Here is an 18,703-nt window from a genome sequence, read left to right as displayed (position 1 = left end):
GGATCTGGACCCGGGACGACGCCAAGCGGCGCATACGTCCGACGCTGTCCATACAAGAACAATTACGAACGGAGATGATGCATGTCGAAGAAGAAAGTGATTGTCGTCAAGGTCGGGTCGAGCTTGCTTGCAAACAGCGACAACCTGACGTTGCGATTTGCATTCATGAACGGGTTGGTCAGTGACCTCGCGCAATTGCAGCGCGACGGCCACAAGGTCATCCTGACGTCATCCGGTTCGGTGGCCCTTGGGCTGAACATGGTCAAGAGGCGCCCCGAAGATGCGGGCATTCTGGACAAGCAGGCCGCAGCCGCCTGTGGTCAGCCGCTGTTGATGAACGCCTATCGTCAGGTTGCGTCGGAATACGACCTGAACGTCGCGCAAATGCTCGTGACGGTCGAGGACATGGAAGATCGCCGCCGGTTCCTGAACATCAAGAACACCATGCTGCGGCTGTTCGAAAACGACATCATGCCGATCATCAACGAGAACGATTCCGTCGCGACCCGTGATCTGCGCGTCGGCGACAACGATCGCCTGTCCGCCAAGGTGGCCCAGATGGTCGAGGCGGATGAGTTGATCATCCTGACCAGTGTCGATGGCCTGTATGATCGCGATCCGTCCGACCCCGGCGCGACGTTCATCCATGAGATCGACGACGTCAGCGCACATCTGGATTCCACGGCCAGCGTCAGCGAACTGGGCAGTGGCGGCATGCTCACGAAAATGCACGCGGCGAACATGGCGCAGAACGCGGGCGTCGAGACGATCATCGCAGAAGGCATCATCGAGCGTCCCGTATCGTCCGTCCTGAACAAGGAAAGACGTTTTACGCGGTGTCTCGTGCGCGGTGAGACCGCCTCGCCGCTGAAGGTATGGCTCAGCAACCGGTTGCAGGTTTCCGGCACGCTGGTAGTCTCCGCGGATACCGCAGAGGGGGTTGTCGACAAGCGCCGCGGGATCAGCCGGATGGATATCCTGTCCCTTCAGGGGGACTTCTCCAAGGGCGACGTGCTCCATGTCTACACGGAAAGCGGTGAGGAGATCGCGCGCGGCCTGACGAATTTCTCATCCGAGGAAACCATCCTGCTGGCCCGCAACGCGGATACGCCTGTCGAAGATGTCATCGGCTACAAGACCAAGAGCGATATCATCGGGGCCGAGAACATCCTCGTCCTCGAAGACAAGCACCTGCCGCTCGAGGCGCCTGACGAGGATCAGAAGATCGTGACGCCCGCGTAATGCGGGCGTTCCTGCCCATTCGCGGCGGGGGCGATGGCGTCGCCCGCCGTCAGCGGTTCCCGCGTGACACGAACCGACCCGCCTCGACAGCGGCCATCTTCAGGGCGCGGGACTTGTTGACGGTCTCCTGATACTCGGACGCAGGCTCACTGTCATGAACGACACCGCCGCCGGCCTGAACATAGAGTTTGCCGTCCTTCACCACGCCCGTGCGCAGTGCGATACACATGTCCATGTCGCCATTGGCCGAGAAATACCCGACACCGCCCCCGTAGACGCCGCGCTTTTCGGGCTCCAGCTCGTCGATGATCTCCATCGCGCGAACCTTCGGCGCGCCCGAGACGGTGCCCGCAGGCAGACCGGCCAAAAGCGCCGAAAGCGCGTCGTGCTCTGCCGAAAGCTCTCCGACGACGTTGGACACGATGTGCATGACATGGCTGTAGCGTTCGACGATGAACTTCTCGGTTGGTCGCACGGTGCCCGGTCGCGCGACGCGGGCGACGTCGTTGCGCCCCAGGTCCAGCAGCATCAGATGCTCGGCCAGTTCCTTTTCGTCGGACAGCAGATCCGCCTCCAGCGCCGCGTCCTCTTCGGGGGTGGCACCCCGGTGGCGGGTGCCCGCGATGGGTCGGATGGTCACCTCGTTGCCGAACACCCGCACGAGGATCTCGGGCGAGGCCCCGATGATCTGAAAGCCGCCCAGGTCGAAATGGAACATGAACGGGGACGGGTTCGTGCGCCGCAACGCCCGATACAGGGCAAAGGGCGGCAGCGGAAAATCGTAGGTCCAGCGTTGCGAGGGGACGACCTGAAAGATGTCCCCCGCGGCGATATAATCACGGGCGGTCTCGACCGCGGCTTCGTAGTCTTCGCGGGTGAAGTTGGATACCGGCTCCGGCAGGTCGAACGGCTCTGCCATGTCGCGCGTTTCCGTCACCCCGCGAGACAGGGAGGAAAGCGCATCCTGCAGACGTTCCGCCGCCTGCGCGTAGGCCGCGCGCGCCGTGCCGCCTGTTGCACCCCATGCAGGCGCGACAAGGATCACTTCGCCTTTCACACCGTCGAGAACCGCAACCACGGATGGCCGCATCAGTACGGCGTCGGGCAGGTCGAGCGTATCCGGATTCACGTTCGGCAGGTGTTCCACCAGCCGGATCATGTCATAGCCAAGATACCCGAACAGACCCGCGCTGGCCGCAGGCAGGTCGTCGGGCAGGGCGATCCGCGATTCCTCCAAAAGGTTTCGGATCGCGGCCAGCGGTTCGCCGGCATCTTCCCACGCTTCGGGGTCGTATCGTGCGGCCCGGTTCACACGCGATGACGTGCCCCGACATTCCCAGATCAGATCGGGCTTCATGCCCACGATGGAATAGCGGCCCCGCACCTCGCCGCCAGTCACCGATTCCAGCATGAAGGAGAACGGCTGAGCCTCCGCCAGCTTGAGCATCAGCGAGACGGGCGTGTCGAGGTCGGCGGGCAGGCGCGTCCAGAGGACCTGATTGGCCCCGGTGGCATGCACGGTTTCGAAATCGGAGAAAGCCGGCGAGATCATCCTGTCAGTGCCCCCCGGAGACGCCGCCGAGCAGTTGCGACTGCACCGCCTGAACCGCCTGTTGATCGATGTTGAAACCGATCCGTGTGCGCACGGCCTGTCCGTAGGCATCGAAAACGTCGCCCGCGATATCGCCGCGCAGCTGCGTTTCGATCGCGGAGCGCAGCTCGGCTGTCTGATCGTCCTCGGGATCGACGGGCACGATCGCATCGAGGCGAACGACATAGGCAACGCTCGGGGTGCCGCGCTCGGCGATCACAGTGCCTTCCTCGACCTCGAAAAGCTGTGGCAACAGGGTGGGCGGCAGGCCTTCGACCGTGCCGTCACGTGCAACGCCCGCGACCGTTTCGGCGGTCAGCCCGACATCTTCGAACGTCTCGCCCGCTTCGATGCGGCTGGCCAGATCCTGCGCCGTTTCGGCTAGGCGGCGGGCGGTGGTGTCGTCCTGCCACGCTTGCTCCACCTCCATGCGCACGTCCGCGAGGGGCGGGGTCGTGGGGGCGTCGATCCCGTCAAGGCGCAGGGCGAACAGGCCCCCGTCGGACAGGCTCTCAAGCTCGGGGAAGTCGCCTTCTTCGACCGCCAGGGCGGCGGCGCGGAATGCGTCGTAGTCCAGCGGTCCGCCAGACGCACCGGCAAACACGTCGGCCTGACCCAGGATCATGTCCGTCTCGCCGGCCAGTTCCTCCAGCGTGGCGCCGCCCGCGAGCAGATCGTCGATATCTTCGCGCGCCGCATCGATCTGGCGACGTGCGGTGTCCAGCGCGACAACGGCGGCCAGTTCCTCGCGCACGTCTTCGAAGGGCACTTCGGTGGCGTCGAGGATGGCATTCACGCGGTAGATCGCGGGGCCGAGGGACGTCTCGACAGGACCGGCAAGCCCCGGTTCCTCAAGGGCAAACAGGACATCGGCAATACCGGCATCCACATCGGTGGCCGCGATTTCACCCTGATCGACATCGTCGAGTGTCAGGCCGCGGTCCTCGACCAGCGTATCGAAATCGGTTTCCCCCGCCTCGATCGCGGCAAGGGCGGATTCGGCCGTCGCGAGGTCGCGGAAATTCAGGCGTTCGGCCAGAACGCGGGCCGGCTGACGGAAGACGTCCGACATCTCGTCGTAGCGTTCACGCAGCCGGGCGTCATCGACCTCCACGTCTGCGACAAGGGCATCCGGCGTGATCCAGGCATAGGTGATGCGGCGGGTCTCGGGTGTTTCGAAGGCGGCCGCGTTCTCGTCGTAGAATGCCTCCAGATCGGCATTCGAGGGCGAAAGGGCCAGATCGCCCAACTGGGCCAGTCCGACCTCGGCAACGGTCAGGTCACGGGTCTCCGCCAGCCAATCGAGGATCTTGTCCACGTAGGTGTCGGGCACCTCGACGCCGCCGATAACCGCGGCCTGAAGCAGTTCGCGCGCCGCTTCGTCGCGAACGCGCGCTTCGAAGCGCTTTTCGTTCAGGCCCGCATTGCGCAGCGCAAAGGCATAGCCCTCGCGGTCGAACCCGCCGGAAAGGCCGGTGAAGGCAGGGTTGCGGGTGATACGGCTTGCCACCTCTGCGTCGCCAACGGAAATCTTCATCAGGTCGGCTTCATGCTCAAGTGCGGCACCCGACAACAGGCGTTCCATCACCTGCTGGTCGAGGCCGAACAGCTGCATCTGTTGCAGGGTCAGGGATTGCCCGGTCTGCTGCGACAGGCGCTGCTGCTCCTGCTGGATCGCGTTGGCGTAATCCTGCACGGTGATCTCGCGGTTACCGACGGTCGCAACCGAAGAAAGGGAGCCGCCGAACTGCCCCGCGCCGAATCCGCCCAGCGCCAGAACGAGAAGGCCGAGAATGGCCCAAACGACGATGTTGCTCTTCTTTTTCGGCTTGTCGTTGTCAGACATTTTGACCCCCGTCCCATAGCGTGCGCGATACCTATGCGGCCCCGCGCACGGCGGCAAGTCGAGACGACCGCCGCTCAGAGGCCTTTGGCCGTTACCTCAGCCAAGCGGTCGAACAATGTCGCAATGCCGTCGACATCGGCATTGGCGTAGGCGATCCGCAAGGTTGCCTCTGCGCGGCCGCTCCCCCCCAGATCGCGGGTCGGCCCGAACATCGTTCCGGGCAGCAGAAGAAGCGAGGCGCTTTTGACCAAGGTCTGCGCGACCACGTCCGACGGGGTGTCGAAAGGGTGCGCGACATAGGCGAAATAGGCTCCGCAACCAAGGACGGACCAATCGGACAGGCCATCGAACCCGGCATCCATCGCGGCGCGGCGGCGCAAGATCTCCTGCCGCTCACCGGCCAGCCAGTCGAACAGATTTTCCATGCCCCACAGGGCCGCGCGCTGACCCAGGCCATTCGGGCAGATGGTGACCGTATCCAGCCATTTCTCGACCTCGGCCAGACGGGCAGGGGCGGCGCAGATGGCGCCGACGCGATGTCCCGTCAGGCGATAGGCCTTGGAAAAGGAATAGAGCTGAATCAGCGTGTCATCCCAGTCGGGATCGGCAAACAGATCGTGGGGCGCCCCGGTTCGGGCATCGAAATCGCGATAGGTTTCATCGACGATCAGCGCGATGCCGCGCGATCGGCACAGATCCCGGAAGGCGGACAGGGTTTCCGCCGGGTATTCCACACCGCCGGGGTTGTTCGGGCTGACCAGCACGATGGCACGGGTGCCGGCATCGATCAGGGCTGCTGCGGCCTCCGCGTCCGGCAGCAGGTCGGGCCCGGTTTCCAGCAGGCGGGCCTCGACCCCCTCCATGTCCAGCCACATCTTGTGATTGAAGTAGTAGGGCGTCGGCAGGATCATGTTGTCGCCCTTGGCCGCAAGGGTGGCAACGGCGGCGGTGAACGCCTGATTGCAGCCCGACGTGATCGCAACCTGATCGGAGCTGATTTCTCCACCGTAAGCGGTGCTCCAATCGGCGGCCACGCGGGCGCGCAGTTCGGGTATCCCCAGAACCGGGCCATAGAGGTGGGCGGATGTGTCCGTCAGAACGATGTCGGCCATTGCCTGCCGCAGGGGCGGCGGCGGTGGGTCGGCCGGGGCCGCCTGGCTGAGGTTCAGCAAGGGGCGGTCGGCCGGAAACGTCACACCGTCGATCCAGCGCCGCGCCTCCATGACCGGTGGGGGCAGCGTCGCGGCCAGCTGTGGATTGATATGCTGTGTCATGCCGCAACCTTTCCCTGTGCGTCGGGGGCGCGCCGGTTTTCGACCACCGCGCCCGGATCGGATCAGAAGGGGATTTCGTCGTCCATGTCGGACGGACCACCATACCCGCCACCCTGACTGCCACCGCCCTGGTTGCCGCCGCCATATCCGCCGGAGGAGCCGCGATCGTCGTAACCGCCGCCGCCACCGCCATAATTGCCACCGCCACCGCCGCCGCCTTCGCTGCGACCGTCAAGCATCGTCAGCGTGCCGCCGAAGCCTTGCAGGACGACCTCGGTGGAATAGCGGTCCGCGCCCGACTGATCCTGCCATTTGCGCGTCTGCAACTGGCCCTCGATATAGACCTTGGAGCCCTTGCGCAGGTATTGCTCCGCGATGCGCACAAGACCGTCGTTGAAGATGGCGACGGAATGCCATTCGGTCTTTTCCTTGCGCTCGCCCGAGTTCTTGTCCCGCCATGTCTCGGAGGTGGCGATCCGCAGGTTGCAGACCTTGCCGCCATTGCCGAAGGTCCGCACCTCTGGATCGCGGCCCAGATTGCCGATGAGAATTACCTTGTTCACGCTGCCAGCCATGCAAGCCCCCGCATCATTTGATTCCGTTCGGCACCGGATGCCGTCCCGGATACCTAACGCCGAAGGCCGGGGGGCGCCACGCCCCTTGGGGTTGGAAAATGCGGGCGGCTACGCTACCGTTCCGTCAACCACGACGCCCGGCAACAGGGTCGCGTGGGGCGGACACTGGACGGACGAGGAATCATATGCGGCATTTGGGGGGGGCGGTTGCCCTGTGTGCGCTCTGCGCAGGCGGGATCGCAGAGGCTCAGGGCGCGTTGTCGACGCGCAGTCGGGTGCAGTTGTTCTCCAACCAGACGGCGTTGATGGATGACCGGTTGGCCAATCAATACGCCCATTCCAGCCGCCTCGTGCCGATCACGCCGGAAAGCACGCGCAAGGCCCTGTCCGAGGCGGTCCCGCGCTATACCGGGTCGCAGCGATCGCAATATCTGCCGGATGCACGGGCGGCCGCGCGTCGCCATGGCATCCCCGAAGACCTGTTCCTGCGCCTGATCCGCCAGGAATCCGGATGGAACCCGAGGGCCGTGTCGCACAAGGGGGCGCTCGGGCTGGCGCAGCTGATGCCGGGAACGGCGCGGCAGCTGGGCGTCAATCCGAACGATCCCAAGCAGAACCTCGAAGGCGGCGCGCGCTATCTTGCGCAGCAGTATCGCAAGTTCGGATCGTGGCGCCTGGCCCTTGCGGCATATAACGCCGGCCCCGGTGCGGTCGAACGCCATGGCGGTATCCCGCCTTACCGCGAAACGCGCAATTACGTTCGCGTGATCATGGGGCGCGGCTGAACGCGTTCCCCAATGGCGGTGTTTCCACACCGCCACGCCAAGAGGGTCAGTGCAGAAGGCCGGTGCCCTGCAGAACCCCGTGTTCCAACGCATAGCGGGTCAGCCCCGCCGTCGAGGAAATGCCCAGCTTTCGCTTGAGGTTCTTGCGATGCGTTTCGACCGTGCGGACAGAGATGTCGAGGTCATGCGCCACCTCCTTGTTGGATCGTCCCTTGGCCAGCAGCAGAAGGATCGTCTGTTCACGGGACGTCAACGGCTCCGACCCGTCTGCCGCAGGCTCCAACGCCTCCTCGGCGCCGGGGCACAGATAGCGGTTGCCTGCCACGACCATGTCGATCGCCCGGCGGATCTCGTCGCTGGGCTGATCCTTCAGGCAATACCCCGCCGCGCCGTGCCGCATCGCCGTGGCGACGTATTCGGGCGCGTCATGCATCGACAGGATCAGAACGGCGATGTCCGGGTGGCGTTCGCGCAGGATCTCGGTCGCCTGCAGGCCATTCATGCGCGGCATGTTCAGGTCCAGCAGGATCACATCCGGCGAAAGGTCCGCGCATCGATCGATGGCGTCCTGCCCGTCCCGCAAGGTGCCGATGACATCTATGTCGTCATAGGTTTCCAACAGGGCGCGGATGCCGTCGGCCACCATCGCATGATCGTCGACGATCAGGACGCGGATGGGGCGGCCGGGTTCGGGTCTTGCGGTCTGATGGGACATGGGAGGTGCGATAGGCGAAGCCCCGCGCACAGGCAAGAGCAGGCGAAGTTTGTTGCAAGGCCCCCACCGTGCCGTCGCCAGTCGTTGCCTCGGCCCCGCGCGATCAGCCGAGGCCGCCAAGCGCGAGCACGGGGAGCAGGAGCAGCAGCCAGCCCAGACTGTCGAAGATGTCGTCCGTATCATCCGCTTCGACATCCTCCGGTTCCTCATCCGGCAGGTTTTCTGCCGGGACGGTCGGGATGGGGAAATCCTCGACCTCCTCCGCCTCGATGGGTGGCGGTGCCGCAGGTGGGGTAGGTGCTGCCGTGTCCTTGGTGTCGATCCGGTTCATCACGGTGGCAAAGGCATCGGTCGGCACGAAATCCGTGATACGCACCTCCATGATCTCGCCGGCATCCAGGGTCGCAACGATGCGGCCCGCGTCATAGAACGCCTCCTCCGGAAGGTTCTCGATTGTCGGGCGCGCATCGACGGAGGCCCGATCGCTGGCATTCGTGACGCCAAGCACCCTGCCGGCGGCTGTCCCGCCGTCCGACACCATGTCAGCGAGGTCATATGACACGGTCCTGACATCGTCGGCGTTGGAGGCGATGTAGAAAACCATTTCCCCCCCGCCATAGAAGCCATGCAGGTCCGAAGCGGCGCCCTGTTCCTCGGTCGTGCGCGGATCGTCTGGCGCGAAGTCCAGCATCGTCTTGCCCGGCAGGGCATCGGACATCATCGCGAACAACTCGCCCGTGGGGCTGAGCCCTCCATCGGCGGCATCGGGAGCCAGCGCGTTGCGCGTGTTCTGGATCAGCGGCCAGACATGCGCCTGATCGACGCCTGCGGCGACCATGGATTCGAAGGCATCCAGCACCTCATGCGCCTGTACGAGGCCATAATCCTCATCGTCCTTCAGCCTCTGGTCAGAGGCGGACTGGTTCCATTCGGTGACGTGGATGTCGATGTCGGGGAATTCCTCGCCCCATGCGCGCTGCACCTGTGTCAGGCCAAAGTCGCGTTGCCCCGGCGAGACGCTTTCCTTGCTGTAGAAATGCGTGACCACGCCGTCGACGGCCCCACGCTCGTCTTCGCTGTATTCATGCAGGACAAGCGCGTCATTCACGCCCCGCCAGTTGATGTTGCCACCGTAGAAGACGATCCCGCGATCCTCGATGTCGAAGGCCATGTCGAAGCGGTCGTTGAGCGCGGCAATCACATCGTCGACCGGCTGCCCCGCATAATCGTCGGACAGGTTGGAATAGGCGTTGTTGGTCCCGGCCTGAACGATGACGTCGATCTCGACGGCGGTCCCCGTTTCCATGGAAACGGCCGTCAGTTCATCGTCGATGATATCTGCCATACGCGACGACAGCCGGCCGTATTCGACGGCCGTCATCTGCCCCGATCCCCAGTATTCGTTGCCGATCTCGAACGCGGCGATGTCGGCATCGCCATAGATGCCGGTCGCGACGTCCCGGACGAAATCGCGCAGATCCCCCTCGTCGAAGGCGGGGAAGCGGTCGCCGGCGCCGTCTGTGCGGTTGGACAGGTTGTCGCGTGTGGGAATGACGATCGTGACGGCGTGATCGTTCGCATCCGCATAGGCGAGAAAATCGGACAGGGGAACGAAATCCCGCGCGTCGCCGTCATCGTCCGTCACGCGCGCCGCATCCGGATTGCGGATGTCGAACAGACGCTCCGTCAGGGACCCGCCGGGATAGCGCAGACCATCGACGCCCAGACGCGCGATCTGGTCCTCGATCCCGCTGCCACCGTTCAGCGGATATCGGTCGGCAAGGAAGTTGCCGCCGAACAGGGCCTGTCCGATCGTCGGTCCTTCGATCTGCGGTACGTCAAGCCGGTTCATGGCGTCCCTCCAATACTCGGAGGGATAGGCGACGGTGGCTTACTGTTGCGTTACAATGCCCGGACAAACGACATGAACGTCCCGTTTTATCATACGGATTTCATTAAATTACGTCGTGTACCAAGAGGCCCCGTGCGTGGCCTGTTCCGGGCCTGTCTGGCGATCTAGTCGCTGTCGGGTGTCAGCAAGTGGGTCAAGGGCACCGTCGCCTCGATCACCGTGCCCGTGTTGCGATCGCCCGAGACGATGGACAGCGCGCCATCGATCTGTTCGATCCGTTCCTGCATGTTCCGAAGCCCGAGACCTTGGGTTCGGCCCGATATGCCCCGTCCGTCGTCGGTGATGCGCAGGGTCGCGCCACGGGTGTGGCCAAACACCTCGACCGAGACATGCGAAGCTTCGGCATGGCGTTCGATATTGGTCAGCGCCTCCTGCGCAATGCGGTAGAGCGCGGTCTTCGCCTCGATATCAAGGCGGTTGCGGAAAACGACGGTCCGGAACTGGACGGGTGTGCCCGTGCGCGCGGAAAAGGCCTCGCACAGGGATTTCAGCGCCGGGCCAAGGCCGAGGTCATCGAGAACGCCGGGGCGCAGATCATGACTGATGCGTCGCACCTCGCCGATGGCGCCCTGCAATCCGTCGATGGCACCGTCGACCGCCGACTCCGCCTTCGGGTCGCCCTTGGCGGTCAGGCGTCGGGCCAGTTCGAGGCGATAGCGGATTCCAACGAGAATCTGACTGATACTGTCGTGCAGTTCCCGCGCGACGCGACCGCGCTCCTCCTCCTGTGTGTCGAGGACGCGCTGGGTCAGCTGTTTCAGCTTTGCGTCCGCCAGCCGCCGCTCGCGCACGGTAATGGTGATGCCACTTGCGAACACGGCAAACAGGGCGGCCAGCGCGATGGCGCCGATCCACAGAAACTGTTCGCGCACCTGTCGGCGCACGTCCGCACGGGCATTTGCGGCCTGTGCAAGGACATCGTCGAGATAGACACCCGTTCCGATGGCCCAGCGCCAGTCCTGCAACCCGATGACATAGGCCATCAGGGTCGTCTCGACCCCCGTCGATGGCTTGCGCCAGCGATAGGTGTGATAGCCGGAACCCGACCGGGCGATCTCGATCAGGCGATCCGTCACCGGCACGCCATCGGGGTCCGTCATGCCGGACCAGTCGCGCCCGATCAGCCATGTCTGCCGCGGCGCCACGAGGTTGGTGCCATCGTAATCGTAGACGAAGAAAAAACCATCCTGACCAAAGACCATGGCCGACAGGATCTGCGTCACGCGCAATTTGGCGGCATCGTCGTCCGGCGCCGCGTTTCCGTAGATGGTGATGAAGGACGTGCGTGCCAGCTGGACGTAGTTGCGCAATTCGCGCCGCTTGGCCTCGATCATCGCATCTTCGAGGGCCGCGATCTCTCGCGTTGCCGTCCGCTCCGACTGAATGGCGACGAGGACGGCGATGCCGCTGACCGCAAGGATCAGGGGCAGGGCGGCCACGATCAGCAGGCGTTGACCATAAGAGAGGCGGGAAAGCACCATCGTGTCCTCCTAGGCCACGGACAGCGGCAGGTCCAATCCCTCCTGTTCCGGGGCAGCCTGACAGACCGGGGGGGCGAGGCGCATGTCGTCACGGGCACGGGGCATGCGGTGGTCGACGGCGACAGGATCCGGCGGATCGCAGACGCCTGTCGTCAGGATCGCGGGCCTATCAGCGCTCAAGTCGACCGTCGCGGTTTCGGCCCTCTACGTGTTTTACGGTATTTGACTCCGCCCCCCCAATCCCTAGTGTCACCGCACGCCTTGAGACAAGGGCAGCTGGACGTGCCGGGAGGGTGCGTTCGCATGATATACTAGGGGAGGGTTACAATGGACCGCCGTTCATTCCTGAAGAATTCCACCATCGGTGCAGGCGCCGCCGCAACCACGGCCGCCCTGGCCGCACCTGCCTACGCGCAGGGCAACCGCACGCTGACCATGGTCACCACCTGGGGCCGCGGCCTTGCCGGTGTGCACGACAGCGCCCAGCGCGTCGCCGACAGCATCACCGCCATGTCCGATGGCGCGCTGACGGTCGACCTGAAGGCCGCCGGTGAACTGGTCGGCGCGTTCGAAGTGTTCGACGCCGTCACCTCCGGTCAGGCCGACATGTATCACGGCGCCGACTACTACTTCGTCGGTCAGCACCCCGCCTATGCCTATTTCACCGCCGTGCCCTTCGGCATGACGGCGCAGGAATTGGCCAACTGGTACTACCACGCCGGCGGCATGGAGCTGCATGACGAGCTGGGCCAGATCTTCGGCCTGAAGTCCTTCCTCGGCGGCAACACCGGCGCACAGGCCGGTGGCTGGTTCCGCAACGAAATCAACGGTCCCGAGGATTTCCAGGGCCTCAAGTTCCGTATGCCCGGCCTCGGTGGTCAGGCGCTGGGCAAGATGGGCGCTTCGGTCCAGAACCTGCCCGGCTCGGAAGTGTACCAGGCGCTGGCCTCCGGCGCGATCGACGGCACCGAGTGGATCGGTCCCTGGGCCGACGAAAAGGCCGGTTTCCAGGAAATCACCAAGACCTACTACACCGCCGGTTTCCATGAGCCGGGCGCGGGCCTGTCCGTCGCCACCAACCGCGACGTGTTCGAGGACCTGTCCCCCGCGCACCAGAAGATCATCGAGATCGCATCCGCCGAAGCGCACCAGTGGAACCTGGCGCAGTTCCTGGCCGAGAACGGCACCGCGTTGCAGCGTCTGCAGTCGGGTGGCGTGACGCTGCGCGAATTCCCGGACAGCGTCTGGGATGCCATGGGCGCCGCCAGCCAGGAAGTCACCGACGAGAACATGGGTGACGAGCTGTTCGCCAAGATCCACAACTCGGCGATGGAGTCCATGTCCGCCTCGTCGAACTGGATCACGCGCTCCGAAGGCACCTACCGCACGCAGCGCGACCGCGTCCGCGGGTAATCGATCACGATCCGGCCTGCCCCCGTCGCGGGGGCGGGCCTTCTGCATTCCGGGGGCCGCCGCCTCCGCCGCGGGCACAGTCGGGGGACGTCCATGCTCGAAGCCATTACCTGGTTCTTCACCAATCTTGCGCTGGCCTTCTACAATTTCGGCTACGCCATCCTGAATCCGTCCAGCTGGCTCGCATGGACGCAGGGTTGGGAAACGGTCGAAGACAAGCAGAGCCTGATGCGCCTCGTCTACTACGGCGCGTCCGTCGAATTCTTCTTCGTGCTGCTGGCGATCTTTTTGATCATCACGGTCATCGGATACTTCCTGCGTGACTTTCTGTGGGGCATCGTGCGCGGCCTCGAAGGCGCGCTGAACCTGATCGGGCGCGTTGCCGCCTGGGCCGGCCTGATCATGGTGCTGCAACAGATCATGATCGTCTTCCTGCAACGCATCTTCCGCGTGTCCGAGATCAGCATCGGGCCGTTCGGCACCACGTTCACCCGCGACCTGTCGTGGTATTCCGAGGAACTGAAGCTCTACAACGCGATGATCGTCTGCCTGTGCGTGGCCTGGACATTCATCCAGGGCGGGCACGTGCGCGTCGACCTCGTCTATTCCGCCGTCAGCCACCGAACCAAGCGGGCGATCGACATGGCGGGCACGATCCTGTTCATGATCCCGTCGCTGGTCCTGATCTGGCTGTTCTCGTGGTTCTTCTTCTGGCGTTCCATGATTACGCCGGCCACTTCCGCGTCCGATCAGCTGGATCGCCTGCTGCTCAAGGCGCGCGCGGCCCGCTGGAACGTCGAGACAATCGGATTCAGCCCCAACGGCTTCGACGCTTACTTCCTGTTCAAGGTCCTGATCCTGCTATTCGCCGCCACCGCCTTTCTTCAGGGCTGCGCCTTCTTCTGGCGCAGCTGGCTGGAATACCGCGAAGGCGAGATGAGCGCGGGCCGCTACCTCGACAAGGACATCCTCGGGGATGAAGACGCCGAGCGGGTCGCCGAGATCCACTAGGCGCCGACGGGGCGGCGCATCGGCGCCGTCCGCAACACAGACATGCCGGTCACCCACCCGATCCAGAGGCCGGGGACCACCTACGATTGAAGACGCGCGGGACGCGTGGGGGGAAATGGAATGCCATTCGGTTTGGACGGGGTCGAAGTCGGCCTGATCATCGTGTTCCTGTGCCTGTTCGGCGGGATCATGTCGGGTTTCCCGGTGGCCTTCGCCATCGCGGGCGCCGGCGTCATCAGCTTCGGCATCATCGCCGCACTCGACAGCGCCGGGATCCTGCTGCACGCGGCCATCGACACGGGGTCGGCCGAATACGCCCAGCTGATCGCCGAAGGGGTCCGCCGCGACGCCATCAGCATCTTCCGATACCCGGAATTGCCGCGCGTCGAGGAAGCGCTGTTCCCGCAAGGGTGGGAACAGGCGGTCGACCGCAACCTCGCCTTCATCGTCAACCGCATGAACGAACGTGTGATCGCGGGCGCCTCGATCGAAACGCTGCTGGCCGTTCTGATGTTCGTGATGATGGGCATCACGCTCGAACGCTCCAAGATCGCGAACGATCTGCTGACCACCATGGCGCGGGTCTTCGGCCCGCTGCCCGGCGGTCTGGCCGTCTCCATCGTGATCGTGGGGGCCTTCCTCGCCGCTTCGACCGGCATCGTGGGCGCGACCGTGGTGACGATGGGCCTGCTGGCCCTGCCGACGATGCTGCGCAACGGATACTCGCCCGAGCTGTCCACCGGCGTCATCGCCGCGTCGGGCACGCTGGGTCAGATCATCCCGCCGTCCATCGTGATCGTCCTTCTGGGCACGCTGGCAGGCGACATCTATTCCACGGCTCAGGAAAACCGCGCGCAGCTCGTCGGCTGTTCCGACGCGCTGACCTACCTCGGGGAACCGGCGGTCGTCTCCGTCGGCACGCTGTTCCAGGCGGCCCTGCTGCCCGGCATCCTGCTGGCCGTTCTCTATGGCGGCTACGCCTTCGGCTTCGCACTTCTGAACCCGTCCAAGGCACCGCCCGTCGTTCTCGACGGCGACAAGGGGTCCATCATTTCCCGCGATGACGCGCTGGTCTGGTTCCTTGCCGTGCCCGCCGCCATCATCATCGGCGGTATCGCCCTCGGGATGCTGGACGTGATCGGCAGCCAGTCGGTCCTCGTCTCCAGCTTCTCGGAAACAGGCGCCCAGGCCTCGCTGCGCACCAATGTCTCGCCCGAGTGTCAGGCCGCCATGATCGACCTGCACGGTCAGGCCGCATGGGATCTGGCGCTCAGCCAGCAGGCCACGATCAACGATGCCGGTGGCGTTCAACTTGCCCGCGAACTGACCGAGGATGAACTCGTCGCCTCCCGCGCGGCGGCCATCGCGAACGCGGCCCCGATCGGCACCGGCGTCGCCATCCTGTTCCTCGGGCTGGGCCTCGTTCTGGCCGTGGCGCGGGGCGTCAACCCGCTGGCGGACGGGCGGCCGCTGGCCATCGGGGCGGCGGGCATTGCGCTGGCCTTCCTCATCGACTGGATCCTGATCGCGCCGACCACCTCGCCGGGAACCACCTTCGTGCTGATGTCGATCCCGCTGGCCGTGACGGCCGTTGGCCTGTGGCCCGCATTCTCGCGGCTCGCCCAGAACGAGCTGCTGGCCGTCGTCTTCCCGCCGCTGGTCCTGATCGTCGCCGTCCTCGGCTCCATCCTCGGCGGTATCACCAACCCGACGCCCGCCGCGGCATTGGGTGCGGGCGGTGCGATCATGCTTGCCGCGTACCGCAAACTGCAGGAGGAGGGCGGCCGCGGCTCCCTCATCCTGCTGGCCTCGCTGGCGCTGGTCGTCATGCTGCTGTTCGGGGTGAACTTCGACCTGCGCCAGGGGCTGGAGACGACGACCACCGCCGATGTCATCGCCAACGTCATCGCGCAGCTGGCCTATCACGCGGCCTTCCTCGGGTTGCTGTTCGCCTGCTGGGTGCTGTTCCGCACCGGCGTGCTGGGCCCCGTGGTGCGCGAGACGGCCAAGGTCACCTCGATGGTGTTTACCATCCTGATCGGCTCGCAGCTTCTGAACCTCGTGCTGATCTCCTTCGGGGGGGAGCACTACATTCAGGATTTCCTCCGCTCCTTCGATAATGAGCTGAAGGTCTTCCTGATCGTGATGCTGGTGCTGTTCATCCTCGGCTTCGTGTTGGACTTCCTCGAGATCATCTACATCGTCATCCCCATCGTCGGGCCCGTCATCTACGGCGGCACCTTCGACCCGAAATGGGTGACGATCATGATCGCCGTGAACCTGCAAACCTCTTTCCTGACACCGCCCTTCGGCTTTGCGCTGTTCTACCTGCGCGGTGTCGCCCCGAAGGAGGTGACGACCGGCCACATCTATCGCGGTGTCATTCCCTTCGTCGGGATCCAGGTCTTCGGTCTTGCCCTGCTGTGGTTCTTCCCGTCCATCGTGACGATCGTGCCGAACCTTCTGCCGTAAGACGGCAGGCATCGGACCAAGGTCGAAGGGGCGTCGCGGTTTCGTGGCGCCCTTTTCTATCGTGGTATCAGATAGTCGCCGAGGGGCGACCCGCCCCCTCGGGCCGAAGGAACAGCCGCACCCTTCGTGCGTTGATCGAACACCGAACGATCAATCAAACCCAAGGGAACCTGTCATGTCGCTCAAACGAACCGCAATGAAGATGGCTTTGGCCTTCGCCGCCTCTAAGGGGTACGAGGCGTTTCGCCGGAAGGGCGGCTTGCAGGGTGTCCGGGAGACGCTCGCACGCTCCTCCGCGGGGGGAGGGTCCGGTGGCCTGGGCGGTCTGCTCGGCGGACTGACCGGCGCTGGCGGCCGATCGGGTGGGATCGGCGGCATGCTGGGCGCACTTGGCGGCGGGGGCACAGGCACCGCCGGAACGGGCGCCGGGGGCATGACGGGTCTGTTGGGCGGTCTGGCCGCCATGGCAGGCGGCACGACGGCCGCCGGAGGCATGGATCAGGACAGCGCCATGGAACTGGCCGAAAAAGGGCCGCAGGACGAGGCGGTCGCCGCCGTCATGATCCGCGCCATCGGACAGGCCGTGCGTGCGGATGGACAGATCGATGCACAGGAACGAGCAATTCTGGACGAGATGATGGGCGACGCAGAAAGCGACGAGGACCGCGCCGTCATGGATGCCGCCCTGTCGGACCCGGTCCATCCCGAAACCCTGGCGCGGGATGTCCCGCGCGGCCACGAGGCAGAGGTCTATGCCGCCGCCCTGACCGCCATCAATCCGAACAGCGCCGCCGAACGGGCCTTTCTGGACCGTTTCGCCACCGCGCTGGCCTTGGCACCGGGCGAGGTCGCCCGGTTGCACGAAAGCGCAGGCAAGCCGATCTGATGCCGGACCCATCGCGCGGCTTTCCCTTCGCCGCGCGATGCCCTACCTCTGCGTCCGAAGACAAACGAGGAGCCACCCATGGCCGATATCAAAGATCCCGAAAACACCATCCTGATCGAGCTGAAGGACGGAACCGTCACCATCGAACTGCTGCCCGACGTGGCCCCCGGTCATTGTGCCCGGATCAAGGAGCTGGCCCGCGAAGGCGCCTATGATGGCGTCGTGTTCCACCGCGTGATCGACGGCTTCATGGCCCAGACGGGCGATGTGGAGCATGGCAAGGAAGGCGGCAACACCGCGCGCGCCGGCACCGGCGGATCGTCCAAGCCCGACCTCAAGGCCGAATTCTCGGGCGTGCCGCACGATCGGGGCACCCTTGGCGCCGCGCGCAGCCAGAACCCCGATTCCGCCAACAGCCAGTTCTTCATCAACTTCTCCGACAACCACTTCCTGAACCGCCAGTACACGGTCTATGGCCGCGTTATTTCCGGAATGGATCTGGTCGACAACATCACCCGTGGCGAGCCGCCTGCGAACCCCGACAAGATGATCTCGATGAAGGTGGCCGCCGATGCGTAAGGCCGCCCTTGCTGCCGTCGCGACCCTGATCGCCGGCCCGGTGTTTGCCACCGGGCTGGAAATCGACGTCACGGGCGAGGCGAATGGCACGATTTCCATCGACCTGCTGGAGGACGTCGCGCCGAACCATGTCGCTCAGATCACCGCGCTGGCAGAGGCCGGGGCCTATGACGGTGTCGTGTTCCACCGGGTGATCGACGGTTTCATGGCTCAGACCGGCGATGTCCAGCATGGCCGTCTTGGCGGCAACATGTCCCTTGCGGGCACTGGTGGCAGTGACCGCGCGGATCTGGCCGCCGAGTTTTCGGATGTTTCGTTCGACCGTGGCGTCGTTGGAATGGCCCGGTCCTCGGACCCGAACTCGGCCAACAGCCAGTTCTTCATCATGTTCTCGCCCGCGCCGCACCTCGACGGTCAGTACACGGTCGTTGGCCGGGTCACCGATGGTCTGGATGTGCTGGATGCCATCAAGCGCGGCACCGGTCGCAACGGATCGGTCGTCGGTGCGCCCGACCTGATGGAAGACGTCCGCGTCGTGGAATAACGCCCCGACGGCACGTCGGAATACGAAAAGGCGCGAGGATCTTTCCTCGCGCCTTTTTTCATATCGGCCAACGCGTTGCAGCGCGTTTCCGTTACTCGGTCGGGGCTTCTTCGATCCCGGCGGTCGGCGCAGTTTCGGACGTGGTCGGCGCGGCCACTTCAGGGCTTTCGACGACGTCTGCCTCACCTTCGCCGGCAGGTTCGGCAAGATAGGTGACGTAGGCAAAGATCAGGATGATCGCGAAGATGACGCCCGCGCCGATCCCGATAAGCGGGCCTGCGTGACGTTTCTTCTGGCGGTCTAGATTGGTGTCGGGGGCGCTCATGGCGGACCTCCTGGGATTGGTTGCGTGGTTGATCAGACAACGCAGGCCGCGG

17 protein-coding genes are annotated in these 18,703 nt (G+C 64.7%); 8 read left to right on the top strand and 9 right to left on the bottom strand.

Annotation, left to right across the window (positions count from 1 at the left end):
• Positions 1-81: 81 nt before the first annotated feature.
• Complete coding sequence (proB, locus tag V6N07_RS04045; protein WP_371154248.1) at positions 82-1,242, top strand: glutamate 5-kinase; 1,161 nt, start codon at positions 82-84, stop codon at positions 1,240-1,242.
• 49 nt (positions 1,243-1,291) lie between these two features.
• Here the strand turns inward: proB and trpE are convergent, their stop codons facing one another.
• The 4 genes from trpE to V6N07_RS04025 all read right to left on the bottom strand — a co-directional run bounded on the left by trpE (position 1,292) and on the right by V6N07_RS04025 (position 6,528).
• Complete coding sequence (trpE, locus tag V6N07_RS04040) at positions 1,292-2,794, bottom strand: anthranilate synthase component I (protein WP_371154247.1); 1,503 nt, start codon at positions 2,792-2,794, stop codon at positions 1,292-1,294.
• Between the two features lie 4 nt (positions 2,795-2,798).
• Positions 2,799-4,679, bottom strand: a complete 1,881-nt coding sequence (locus V6N07_RS04035) for a SurA N-terminal domain-containing protein (protein WP_371154245.1) — start codon at positions 4,677-4,679, stop codon at positions 2,799-2,801.
• Between the two features lie 74 nt (positions 4,680-4,753).
• Positions 4,754-5,953: an aminotransferase gene (locus tag V6N07_RS04030; RefSeq protein WP_371154243.1), complete on the bottom strand. Its 1,200-nt coding sequence runs from the start codon at positions 5,951-5,953 to the stop codon at positions 4,754-4,756.
• A gap of 62 nt (positions 5,954-6,015) precedes the next feature.
• Positions 6,016-6,528 carry a single-stranded DNA-binding protein gene (locus tag V6N07_RS04025; RefSeq protein WP_371154241.1) on the bottom strand — a complete coding sequence of 171 codons (513 nt, stop codon included), beginning with the start codon at positions 6,526-6,528 and terminating at the stop codon, positions 6,016-6,018.
• A gap of 185 nt (positions 6,529-6,713) precedes the next feature.
• Between V6N07_RS04025 and V6N07_RS04020 the strand changes: the two genes are divergently transcribed.
• Positions 6,714-7,313 (top strand): lytic transglycosylase domain-containing protein, encoded by a 600-nt coding sequence (locus V6N07_RS04020; protein ID WP_371154239.1) that lies wholly within the window; start codon positions 6,714-6,716, stop codon positions 7,311-7,313.
• Positions 7,314-7,359: 46 nt separating this feature from the next.
• On the opposite strand, the gene V6N07_RS04015 is transcribed toward V6N07_RS04020, so the two are convergent.
• The 4 genes from V6N07_RS04015 to V6N07_RS04000 all read right to left on the bottom strand — a co-directional run bounded on the left by V6N07_RS04015 (position 7,360) and on the right by V6N07_RS04000 (position 11,601).
• A complete protein-coding gene (locus V6N07_RS04015; RefSeq protein WP_371154237.1) occupies positions 7,360-8,028 on the bottom strand; it encodes a response regulator in 669 nt (222 codons plus the stop codon).
• A gap of 103 nt (positions 8,029-8,131) precedes the next feature.
• Entirely contained in the window at positions 8,132-9,880 is a 1,749-nt protein-coding gene (locus V6N07_RS04010; RefSeq protein ID WP_371154235.1) for a hypothetical protein, read from the bottom strand.
• 164 nt (positions 9,881-10,044) lie between these two features.
• Complete coding sequence (locus V6N07_RS04005) at positions 10,045-11,421, bottom strand: cache domain-containing protein (protein WP_371154233.1); 1,377 nt, start codon at positions 11,419-11,421, stop codon at positions 10,045-10,047.
• 9 nt (positions 11,422-11,430) lie between these two features.
• Positions 11,431-11,601 carry a hypothetical protein gene (locus V6N07_RS04000; protein WP_371154232.1) on the bottom strand — a complete coding sequence of 57 codons (171 nt, stop codon included), beginning with the start codon at positions 11,599-11,601 and terminating at the stop codon, positions 11,431-11,433.
• Between the two features lie 147 nt (positions 11,602-11,748).
• On the opposite strand from V6N07_RS04000, the gene V6N07_RS03995 reads away from it, so the two are divergent.
• From V6N07_RS03995 to V6N07_RS03970, 6 genes are all read left to right on the top strand, one after another.
• Positions 11,749-12,834 carry a TRAP transporter substrate-binding protein gene (locus V6N07_RS03995; protein WP_371154230.1) on the top strand — a complete coding sequence of 362 codons (1,086 nt, stop codon included), beginning with the start codon at positions 11,749-11,751 and terminating at the stop codon, positions 12,832-12,834.
• A 93-nt stretch (positions 12,835-12,927) separates the two neighbouring features.
• Complete coding sequence (locus tag V6N07_RS03990; protein WP_371154229.1) at positions 12,928-13,845, top strand: TRAP transporter small permease subunit; 918 nt, start codon at positions 12,928-12,930, stop codon at positions 13,843-13,845.
• Between the two features lie 120 nt (positions 13,846-13,965).
• On the top strand, positions 13,966-16,317 hold the full coding sequence (locus V6N07_RS03985; protein WP_371154228.1) for a TRAP transporter large permease subunit: 2,352 nt from the start codon (positions 13,966-13,968) through the stop codon (positions 16,315-16,317).
• Positions 16,318-16,492: 175 nt separating this feature from the next.
• Positions 16,493-17,203, top strand: coding sequence for a DUF533 domain-containing protein (locus V6N07_RS03980; RefSeq protein WP_371154226.1), 711 nt, complete (start codon positions 16,493-16,495; stop codon positions 17,201-17,203).
• A 78-nt stretch (positions 17,204-17,281) separates the two neighbouring features.
• Positions 17,282-17,782, top strand: a complete 501-nt coding sequence (locus V6N07_RS03975; RefSeq protein ID WP_371154224.1) for a peptidylprolyl isomerase — start codon at positions 17,282-17,284, stop codon at positions 17,780-17,782.
• Positions 17,775-18,326 carry a peptidylprolyl isomerase gene (locus tag V6N07_RS03970; RefSeq protein WP_371154222.1) on the top strand — a complete coding sequence of 184 codons (552 nt, stop codon included), beginning with the start codon at positions 17,775-17,777 and terminating at the stop codon, positions 18,324-18,326. The genes V6N07_RS03975 and V6N07_RS03970 overlap by 8 nt, the downstream gene beginning before the upstream one ends.
• Positions 18,327-18,417: 91 nt before the next feature.
• On the opposite strand, the gene V6N07_RS03965 is transcribed toward V6N07_RS03970, so the two are convergent.
• Positions 18,418-18,651 carry a hypothetical protein gene (locus V6N07_RS03965; protein WP_371154220.1) on the bottom strand — a complete coding sequence of 78 codons (234 nt, stop codon included), beginning with the start codon at positions 18,649-18,651 and terminating at the stop codon, positions 18,418-18,420.
• Positions 18,652-18,703: the final 52 nt, after the last annotated feature.

It is taken from the genome of Jannaschia sp. 2305UL9-9 (genome assembly GCF_041403465.1).
Taxonomy (GTDB): domain Bacteria; phylum Pseudomonadota; class Alphaproteobacteria; order Rhodobacterales; family Rhodobacteraceae; genus Jannaschia.
This window is presented reverse-complemented; position numbering and strand designations above follow the sequence as displayed.

Coding starts and splice junctions, on each gene's coding strand:
- proB (WP_371154248.1), top strand. CDS start 82: ATGTCGAAGAAGAAAGTGATTGTCGTCAAGGTCGGGTCGAGCTTGCTT.
- trpE (WP_371154247.1), bottom strand. CDS start 2,794: ATGATCTCGCCGGCTTTCTCCGATTTCGAAACCGTGCATGCCACCGGG.
- V6N07_RS04035 (WP_371154245.1), bottom strand. CDS start 4,679: ATGTCTGACAACGACAAGCCGAAAAAGAAGAGCAACATCGTCGTTTGG.
- V6N07_RS04030 (WP_371154243.1), bottom strand. CDS start 5,953: ATGACACAGCATATCAATCCACAGCTGGCCGCGACGCTGCCCCCACCG.
- V6N07_RS04025 (WP_371154241.1), bottom strand. CDS start 6,528: ATGGCTGGCAGCGTGAACAAGGTAATTCTCATCGGCAATCTGGGCCGC.
- V6N07_RS04020 (WP_371154239.1), top strand. CDS start 6,714: ATGCGGCATTTGGGGGGGGCGGTTGCCCTGTGTGCGCTCTGCGCAGGC.
- V6N07_RS04015 (WP_371154237.1), bottom strand. CDS start 8,028: ATGTCCCATCAGACCGCAAGACCCGAACCCGGCCGCCCCATCCGCGTC.
- V6N07_RS04010 (WP_371154235.1), bottom strand. CDS start 9,880: ATGAACCGGCTTGACGTACCGCAGATCGAAGGACCGACGATCGGACAG.
- V6N07_RS04005 (WP_371154233.1), bottom strand. CDS start 11,421: ATGGTGCTTTCCCGCCTCTCTTATGGTCAACGCCTGCTGATCGTGGCC.
- V6N07_RS03995 (WP_371154230.1), top strand. CDS start 11,749: ATGGACCGCCGTTCATTCCTGAAGAATTCCACCATCGGTGCAGGCGCC.
- V6N07_RS03990 (WP_371154229.1), top strand. CDS start 12,928: ATGCTCGAAGCCATTACCTGGTTCTTCACCAATCTTGCGCTGGCCTTC.
- V6N07_RS03985 (WP_371154228.1), top strand. CDS start 13,966: ATGCCATTCGGTTTGGACGGGGTCGAAGTCGGCCTGATCATCGTGTTC.
- V6N07_RS03980 (WP_371154226.1), top strand. CDS start 16,493: ATGTCGCTCAAACGAACCGCAATGAAGATGGCTTTGGCCTTCGCCGCC.
- V6N07_RS03975 (WP_371154224.1), top strand. CDS start 17,282: ATGGCCGATATCAAAGATCCCGAAAACACCATCCTGATCGAGCTGAAG.
- V6N07_RS03970 (WP_371154222.1), top strand. CDS start 17,775: ATGCGTAAGGCCGCCCTTGCTGCCGTCGCGACCCTGATCGCCGGCCCG.
- V6N07_RS03965 (WP_371154220.1), bottom strand. CDS start 18,651: ATGAGCGCCCCCGACACCAATCTAGACCGCCAGAAGAAACGTCACGCA.